Here is a 1085-nt window from a genome sequence, read left to right on the forward strand (position 1 = left end):
TCAGCTCGACCGTCATTTCGATATTGTCGCCCGGCATCACCATCTCGGTGCCGTCCGGCAGGTGCACGATGCCCGTCACGTCCGTCGTCCGGAAATAGAATTGCGGACGGTAGTTCGTGAAGAACGGCGTGTGGCGCCCGCCCTCTTCCTTGGTCAGGATATAGGCCTCGGCCGTGAACTTGGCGTGCGGGGTGATCGAACCCGGCTTGGCCAGAACCTGGCCGCGCTCAACGCCCTCGCGGTCAATGCCGCGCAGAAGCGCGCCGATATTGTCGCCCGCCTGGCCGCTGTCCAGCAGCTTGCGGAACATCTCAACGCCCGTGCAGGTCGTCTTCTTGGTGTCGCGGATGCCGACAATCTCGATCTCGTCGCCAACATTGATCACGCCGCGCTCGACCCGGCCCGTCACAACCGTGCCCCGGCCCGAAATCGAGAACACGTCCTCGATCGGCATCAGGAACGGCTGGTCAACAGGACGCTCCGGCGTCGGGATATACTCATCAACCGCCGCCATCAGCTCGCGGATCGAGTTCGCGCCGATCTCCTCGTCGCGGTCCTCAAGGGCGGCCAGAGCCGAACCCTTCACAACCGGAATGTCGTCGCCCGGGAAGTCGTACTGGCTCAGAAGCTCGCGGACTTCCATCTCCACCAGCTCCAGAAGCTCCTCGTCGTCCACCTGATCAACCTTGTTCAGGTAAACAACCAGGGCCGGAACACCGACCTGGCGCGCCAGAAGAATGTGCTCGCGCGTCTGCGGCATCGGGCCGTCAGCGGCGTTCACAACCAGGATCGCGCCGTCCATCTGCGCCGCGCCCGTGATCATGTTCTTCACATAGTCGGCATGGCCCGGGCAGTCGACGTGCGCATAGTGACGCCCTTCCGTCTCATACTCGACATGAGCCGTCGAAATCGTGATCCCGCGCGCCTTCTCCTCCGGCGCCGCGTCAATCATGTCATACGCCCGGAACTCGCCGAACTGCTTCGTAATCGCCGCCGTCAGCGTCGTCTTGCCATGGTCAACATGACCAATCGTGCCAATGTTCGCGTGCGGCTTGCTGCGCTCAAACTTCTCTTTGCCCATTGTC

1 protein-coding gene is annotated in these 1085 nt (G+C 62.6%); it reads right to left on the reverse strand.

Annotated elements, in window-relative coordinates:
• Nucleotides 1–1081, reverse strand: a 1081-nt coding sequence (tuf, locus tag L338_RS16080) for an elongation factor Tu (protein ID WP_022699440.1), incomplete at its 3' end; no start/stop codon positions are given.
• Nucleotides 1082–1085 lie beyond the last annotated feature (4 nt).

This window comes from Euryhalocaulis caribicus, from assembly GCF_000412185.1.
GTDB classification, from domain to species: Bacteria; Pseudomonadota; Alphaproteobacteria; order Caulobacterales; family Maricaulaceae; genus Euryhalocaulis; species Euryhalocaulis caribicus.